Annotated in this window: 5 protein-coding genes and 3 pseudogenes; 6 read left to right on the top strand and 2 right to left on the bottom strand. The window is 53.7% G+C overall.

The genetic code is table 11. The features are described 5' to 3' along the window. Positions 1–106: 106 nt before the first annotated feature. From ACTQ34_RS17030 to ACTQ34_RS17055, 6 genes and pseudogenes are all read left to right on the top strand, one after another. Positions 107–205, top strand: a pseudogene (locus tag ACTQ34_RS17030) (Maff2 family mobile element protein); the annotation flags it as partial. A gap of 69 nt (positions 206–274) precedes the next feature. Beyond that, entirely contained in the window at positions 275–1,144 is an 870-nt protein-coding gene (locus tag ACTQ34_RS17035) for a VirB6/TrbL-like conjugal transfer protein, CD1112 family (RefSeq protein WP_154473816.1), read from the top strand. A 20-nt stretch (positions 1,145–1,164) separates the two neighbouring features. After that, on the top strand, positions 1,165–1,632 hold the full coding sequence (locus ACTQ34_RS17040) for a PrgI family protein (protein ID WP_154473817.1): 468 nt from the start codon (positions 1,165–1,167) through the stop codon (positions 1,630–1,632). Beyond that, on the top strand, positions 1,577–3,997 hold the full coding sequence (locus tag ACTQ34_RS17045; RefSeq protein ID WP_441364814.1) for a VirB4-like conjugal transfer ATPase, CD1110 family: 2,421 nt from the start codon (positions 1,577–1,579) through the stop codon (positions 3,995–3,997). Before ACTQ34_RS17040 ends, ACTQ34_RS17045 begins: the two co-directional genes overlap by 56 nt. Then, complete coding sequence (locus ACTQ34_RS17050) at positions 3,978–4,346, top strand: hypothetical protein (RefSeq protein WP_226915919.1); 369 nt, start codon at positions 3,978–3,980, stop codon at positions 4,344–4,346. Before ACTQ34_RS17045 ends, ACTQ34_RS17050 begins: the two co-directional genes overlap by 20 nt. Next, a pseudogene (locus ACTQ34_RS17055) lies at positions 4,339–6,000 on the top strand (CD1108 family mobile element protein); the annotation flags it as partial. The gene ACTQ34_RS17050 and the pseudogene ACTQ34_RS17055, both read left to right, overlap by 8 nt. Here the strand turns inward: ACTQ34_RS17055 and ACTQ34_RS17060 are convergent. After that, positions 5,987–6,160 (bottom strand): annotated as a pseudogene (locus ACTQ34_RS17060) (MobA/MobL family protein); the annotation flags it as partial. The pseudogenes ACTQ34_RS17055 and ACTQ34_RS17060 overlap by 14 nt on opposite strands. Next, positions 6,117–6,473 carry a DUF3847 domain-containing protein gene (locus tag ACTQ34_RS17065; RefSeq protein WP_441364813.1) on the bottom strand — a complete coding sequence of 119 codons (357 nt, stop codon included), beginning with the start codon at positions 6,471–6,473 and terminating at the stop codon, positions 6,117–6,119. The pseudogene ACTQ34_RS17060 and the gene ACTQ34_RS17065, both read right to left, overlap by 44 nt. Positions 6,474–6,560: the final 87 nt, after the last annotated feature.

Below are 6,560 nucleotides of genomic sequence, written 5' to 3' on the forward strand. Positions count from 1 at the left end.
GATTGACTTGCCCGAATAACCGCCCGACCTATCCGACACAATGGCCAAGTGCCGGATAGGAACGGCAAAATTTTTTACACTTCTAATGCTTCTTTATCACACATTAGCAAAATCACAGGGCATGAAGCAGCTCATGGCCGGTGCTGGTGTAGCTGTTGTTGGTATGGTCCTTGTACCTCTGCTCTCCGGGCTTTTCTCTGTCTAAGCGTCTCCGTATGAAATCCTTGCCGTTCCCGCAGTTTTGCGGGGGCGGCGGAAAGGAGGTTGACACCGTATGGATTTCTTACTTGAAGCCCTGACAAATTGGCTGAAAGAAATGCTGGTAGGCGGCATTATGGGCAACCTGTCCGGGATGTTCGATTCTGTAAACCAGCAGGTCGGAGATATATCCGTACAGGTTGGGCAAACGCCGCAGGGCTGGAACGGCGGCATTTTCAGTATGATTGAGAATCTGTCCAACTCCATCATGGTTCCCATCGCCGGTGTGATTCTGGCGATTGTAATGACGCTGGAACTGATCCAGATGATTACCGACAAAAACAACCTGCATGATGTGGACACCTGGATGATTTTCAAATGGGTGTTCAAGTCAGCCACAGCCATACTCCTTGTCACGAATACATGGAATATCGTCATGGGCGTGTTCGATATGGCGCAGAGTGTGGTGGCACAGGCATCCGGCATCATTTCTTCGGATACCGCCATTGATATTTCCTCTGTCCTTACGGACATGGAACCCCGGCTGATGGAAATGGATTTGGGTCCGCTGTTCGGGCTTTGGTTCCAGAGTATGTTTATCGGCGTTACCATGTGGGCGCTGTATATCTGCATCTTCATCGTGATTTATGGCCGTATGATTGAAATTTACCTTGTGACATCCGTTGCGCCCATCCCTATGGCTGCCATGATGGGCAAGGAATGGGGCGGCATGGGCCAGAACTATCTGCGCTCCCTGCTGGCGCTGGGCTTTCAGGCGTTTCTCATCATCGTCTGCGTGGCAATTTATGCTGTGCTGGTGCAGAACATCGCTCTGGAAGATGACATCATCATGGCGATCTGGAGCTGCGTGGGCTACACCGTGCTGCTGTGCTTTACGCTGTTCAAAACCGGCAGTCTCGCAAAATCAGTCTTTCAGGCGCACTAAAACGGAAGGAGGTTTCCACATTGGCTTATGTACCCGTACCCAAGGACCTTACGAAAGTCAAAACCAAGGTCGCGTTCAACTTAACCAAGAGGCAGATGGTCTGCTTCGGCGGCGGGGCGCTGATCGGCGTACCGCTTTTCTTTTTGCTCCGGGGGCCTGCGGGAAACAGCGTGGCTGCCATGTGTATGATGCTGGTTATGCTGCCCTTCTTCCTGCTGGCGATGTACGAAAAGCATGGCCAGCCGTTGGAAAAGATTGTGGGCAATATCATTCGCGTCACGGTGATCCGCCCCAGGCAGCGCCCCTACCGCACCAATAACTTCTATGCCGTGTTGCAGCGGCAGGCAAATCTCGACGAGGAGGTGTCACACATTGTTTACGGCAATCAAAAACTGGCTGCACCAGCTGTTCGGAAAAAACGAGGAAAAAGCTGTGCAGCCGGTCAAAACAAAGAAAAAGCTGTCCCGCGCCGACAGAAAGCAGATTGAAGCTGCCATTGCCCGCGCCAACCGCACGGACAAAAAGGAAAAATCCGCGCAGGACAGCATCTCTTATGAACGGATGTGGCCGGACGGTATCTGCCGGGTATCAGACGGTCACTACACAAAAACCATTCAATTTCAGGACATCAATTATCAGCTTTCACAGAACGAGGATAAAACCGCGATCTTCGAGGGCTGGTGCGATTTTCTCAACTACTTCGACAGCTCGATTCAGTTTGAGCTGTCTTTTTTGAACCTTGCAGCATCGGAGGAAACCTTTGCCCGCGCCATCAACATCCCCCTTCAAAGGGATGATTTTGACAGTATCCGGGTGGAGTACACCACCATGCTGCAAAACCAGCTGGCAAAGGGCAACAACGGCCTAATCAAAACCAAGTATCTCACCTTTGGCATTGACGCGGACAGCATCAAGGCGGCCAAGCCCCGTTTGGAGCGCATTGAGACCGACATTCTCAATAACTTCAAGCGGCTGGGCGTAGCGGCGGAAACGCTGGATGGAAAGGCGCGGCTTGCCCAGCTGCATGGTATCTTCCACATGGATGAGCAGCTGCCGTTCCGGTTTGAGTGGGACTGGCTCTCCACCAGCGGTCTGTCCACCAAGGACTTTATCGCCCCCAGCTCCTTTGAGTTCCGCACCGGCAAGCAGTTCCGTATGGGCAAGAAATACGGGGCGGTTTCTTTTTTGCAGATTTTAGCGCCGGAGTTGAATGACCGGATGCTGGCTGATTTTCTGGATATGGAAAGCTCGCTCATTGTGAGTATGCACATTCAGTCGGTGGATCAGATCAAGGCCATCAAGACGGTGAAGCGGAAAATCACCGATCTGGATAAATCCAAAATTGAGGAACAGAAAAAAGCTGTCCGTGCCGGATATGACATGGACATCATCCCTTCCGACCTTGCCACTTATGGTGTCGAGGCCAAAAAGCTCTTGCAGGATTTGCAAAGCCGCAACGAGCGAATGTTCCTTGTGACCTTCCTGGTGCTGAACACCGCAGACAATCCCCGCCAGCTGGACAACAATGTGTTCCAAGCCAGCTCCATCGCGCAGAAATACAACTGCCAGCTGACAAGGCTGGACTTCCAGCAGGAGGAAGGGCTGATGAGTTGCCTGCCTTTGGGTCTCAATCAGATCGAGATTCAGCGGGGGCTGACCACCAGTTCCACGGCAATCTTTGTGCCGTTCACCACCCAGGAATTATTCCAGAACGGTAAAGAAGCGCTGTACTATGGCATCAATGCTCTGTCCAACAACCTCATCATGGTGGACAGAAAGCTGCTGAAAAACCCCAACGGTCTAATTCTCGGCACACCGGGTTCCGGCAAGTCCTTCAGCGCCAAGCGAGAGATCGCCAACTGCTTCCTGCTGACTTCCGATGAGGTGGAAATTCTGGACCCGGAAGCGGAATATGCCCCGCTGGTGGAGCGTCTGCATGGACAGGTCATCAAGATTTCGCCCACTTCCACCAACTACATCAACCCCATGGATTTGAACCTGGACTATTCGGACGATGAAAGCCCGCTGTCTCTCAAGTCCGACTTCATCCTGTCCCTGTGTGAACTGATCGTGGGCGGCAAAGAGGGCTTGCAGCCGGTGCAGAAAACCATCATCGACCGCTGTGTGCGGCTGGTCTATCAGGACTATCTGAACGACCCGCGCCCGGAGAATATGCCCATTCTGGAGGATTTGTATAATCTCTTGCGGGCGCAGGAGGAAAAAGAGGCACAGTACATCGCCACAGCGCTGGAAATCTATGTGACCGGCTCCCTCAATGTGTTCAACCACCGGACCAATGTGGACATCAACAACCGTATCGTCTGCTATGACATCAAGGAACTGGGCAAGCAGCTGAAGAAAATCGGGATGCTGGTGGTACAAGATCAGGTGTGGAACCGCGTTACCATCAACCGTGCCGCCCACAAGTCCACCCGTTACTACATTGACGAGATGCACTTATTGCTGAAAGAGGAACAGACCGCCGCTTATACGGTGGAGATTTGGAAGCGATTCCGTAAATGGGGCGGTATTCCGACAGGTATCACCCAGAATGTCAAAGACCTTTTGAGCAGCCGCGAGGTAGAGAACATCTTTGAAAACTCCGACTTCGTGTATATGTTAAACCAGGCGGGCGGAGACCGGCAGATTCTCGCCAAGCAGCTGGGCATTTCCCCGCACCAGCTTTCCTATGTGACCCACTCCGGCGAGGGCGAGGGACTTTTGTTCTACGGCTCCACCATCCTGCCGTTTGTGGACCATTTCCCCAAGAATACGGAACTGTACCGCATTATGACCACGAAACCGTTGGACTTAAAAAAGGAGGATGAACAGCATGACAAAGAAAGAAATTGAAAAAGGCGCAGGTCTGCTTCTGGCCGCTGTCAGCGGCTGTGAGCAGATGGTAGAACTGCTTCGCGCTGCCGTCCATTACTGCTATGAGCAGGAAAAGGCAGCAAAAAATCTCACGCCCAAGGGCTATGCCGGATTTACCCGGATTCACCATATCTGGACAGAGGGCATACCGGATGTTCCCAAGCTGTTTATTGGCAGCCCGATTCAGGATCGGGACATGGCAAGAGGAACCCTGATGGCGCTTTTCCTGTCCACAACGGTCTTTCCGGCAGAAACCATTCAGATTCCGGTATATGCGGAAACCTGTGTGCTGCTGAATGACCTGATGGCGGGTGGCTGGTATGCGTAAGGAACCGCGCCTGCACTTTACAGACGAGGAACGCGCTGACCCGGCGCTGGAAAAGCCCATCCGCAAGGCTGACCGGGCCGCCGCCAAAGCAGACAGGGCGCAGGCGAAAATCCGAAAAAAGCAGGTGCGGCAAAAAACGGTGGACCTGGGGACCGGCAAAGTGACCACCAAACTGGTGCTGGAGGACAAGAAAAAACCGCCCTCCAAGCTGTCCCATGCGGTCCGGGATGCTCCGGGAGATGCGGCGCTGGGGAAACTCCACAAGGAAATCCGTAAAACAGAACAGGACAATGTGGGCGTGGAGAGCGCCCACAAGTCCGAGGAAGCTGTCGAAACCGGTGCGCGGCTGTTCCGGGAAGGCTACCGCAGTCACAAGCTGAAACCTTACCGCAAGGCGGCACAGGCGGAGCAAAAGCTGGAAAAGGCCAATGTAAATGCCCTGTATCAAAAGTCCCTGCGGGAAAATCCCCAGCTTACCAGCAATCCGTTTTCACGCTGGCAGCAGAAACAGGCCATCAAAAAGGAATACGCCGCCAAGCGCGCCGGAAACACCGCCAACACCGCAAAAAAGACCGGCAAGGCCGCCAAGACGGTCAAGGAAAAGGCACAGCAGGCCGGAGCATTTATTATGCGCCATAAAAAAGGCTTTTTGCTTGTAGGTGCGATTTTTCTTCTCATCTGCCTGTTGCTCAACACCATGTCCTCCTGCTCCATGATGGCGCAGAGCATTGGTTCTGCCATTTCCGGCTCTACCTATCCGTCGGATGACCCGGAACTTGTTGCGGTGGAGGCCGATTACGCCGCCAGAGAAGCGGTGCTGCAAGCCGAGATCGACAACATCGAAAGCAGCCATCCGGGATATGACGAATACCGTTATGACCTGGATATGATCGGGCATGACCCCCATGAGCTGGCGGCTTATCTGTCTGCTGTGTTGCAGGGCTATACCCGGCAGAGCGCACAGGCGGAGCTGGAGCGAGTGTTTTCAGCCCAATACACCTTGACACTGACCGAGGAAGTCCAAATTCGTACCTATACAGATGAAGATGGGGACGAACACGAATATGAATACCGGATTCTTCATGTCAAGCTGGAGAGCCGCCCCATTTCCTCTCTTGCCACAGAGCTTTTGACCCCTGACCAGCTGGAAATGTATCAGGTGTACCGGCAGACGCTGGGCAACAAGCCGCTGATCTTCGGCGGCGGCTCCACAAATACCAGTGATTCCGAGAGTTTGGACGGTGTGGAGTTTGTAAACGGCACACGCCCCGGCAACCCGGGGCTGGTGGAACTGGCCAAACGTCAGGTGGGAAATGTGGGTGGTCAGCCCTACTGGAGCTGGTACGGTTTCAATTCCCGCGTGGAATGGTGCGCCTGCTTCGTGTCCTGGTGCTACGGCCAGATGGGTCTGTCTGAACCGCGCTTTGCAGGCTGCCAGTCCCAAGGGGTTCCCTGGTTCCAATCTCATGGACAATGGGGCGCGCGCGGCTATGACAATCTGGCCCCCGGCGACGCCATCTTCTTCGATTGGGACCTGGACGGCAGCGCCGACCATGTGGGCATCGTCATCGGCACAGACGGCAGCCGGGTCTATACCGTAGAGGGAAACAGCGGCGATGCCTGCAAAATCAGAAGCTACGATGTGAACTACGAGTCCAGTCTGAGCATATCACGCCGCCCTTTCGGGTGTAGTCGCTGTACTCGCCGTAATACTCGCTATACAATCTTTCGCCGGAACGGTAGGCGGCAGAAGCGATAGCGGATTGACCTTTACTGCGTTTGGTCTGGGTGACTGTGAAGTGGAATATCGCCATCGGCTTTCTGCTCCTTTCCTCTGTTTGCTTGGTTGATGTGGGTAATCGCCATGTGTCGGACGGCTCGCTGGACTTCGGACAGAGAAAAGATGTACTCCATCAGCTCTGTCATTTCGGTGCGTGTGAGATCTTTGACCTCCGGGGCAAGGCTCTCAATCGTGCCGCCCAGATTGCAAAGGCGGTGGGTGCGCTTGGTGCGTTCGCCTTTCTCCAGATATTTCTTTCTGTTCTCCAGACGCTCCAGCTTGTGCTGTTCCTGTAAAAGCTGTGTCTCTGCTCGCTCCTTTTCGGTCGTGTCAAGAATTTTTCGCACTTTAGTTCGCAGACTCTGTTATGAATGAAGTCAGCCAGCAATGGAGGCATCCTCAACGGTCGCCTCCAGATGCTTCATGTTCATGTA

It is taken from the genome of Agathobaculum sp. LCP25S3_E8 (genome assembly GCF_052117165.1).
Taxonomy (GTDB): Bacteria; Bacillota; Clostridia; order Oscillospirales; family Butyricicoccaceae; genus Agathobaculum.

What these genes read in the sequence shown, in the direction of transcription:
- ACTQ34_RS17050 (WP_226915919.1), top strand. Translation starts at nt 3,978, where the DNA reads ATGACAAAGAAAGAAATTGAAAAAGGCGCAGGTCTGCTTCTGGCCGCT.
- ACTQ34_RS17035 (WP_154473816.1), top strand. Translation starts at nt 275, where the DNA reads ATGGATTTCTTACTTGAAGCCCTGACAAATTGGCTGAAAGAAATGCTG.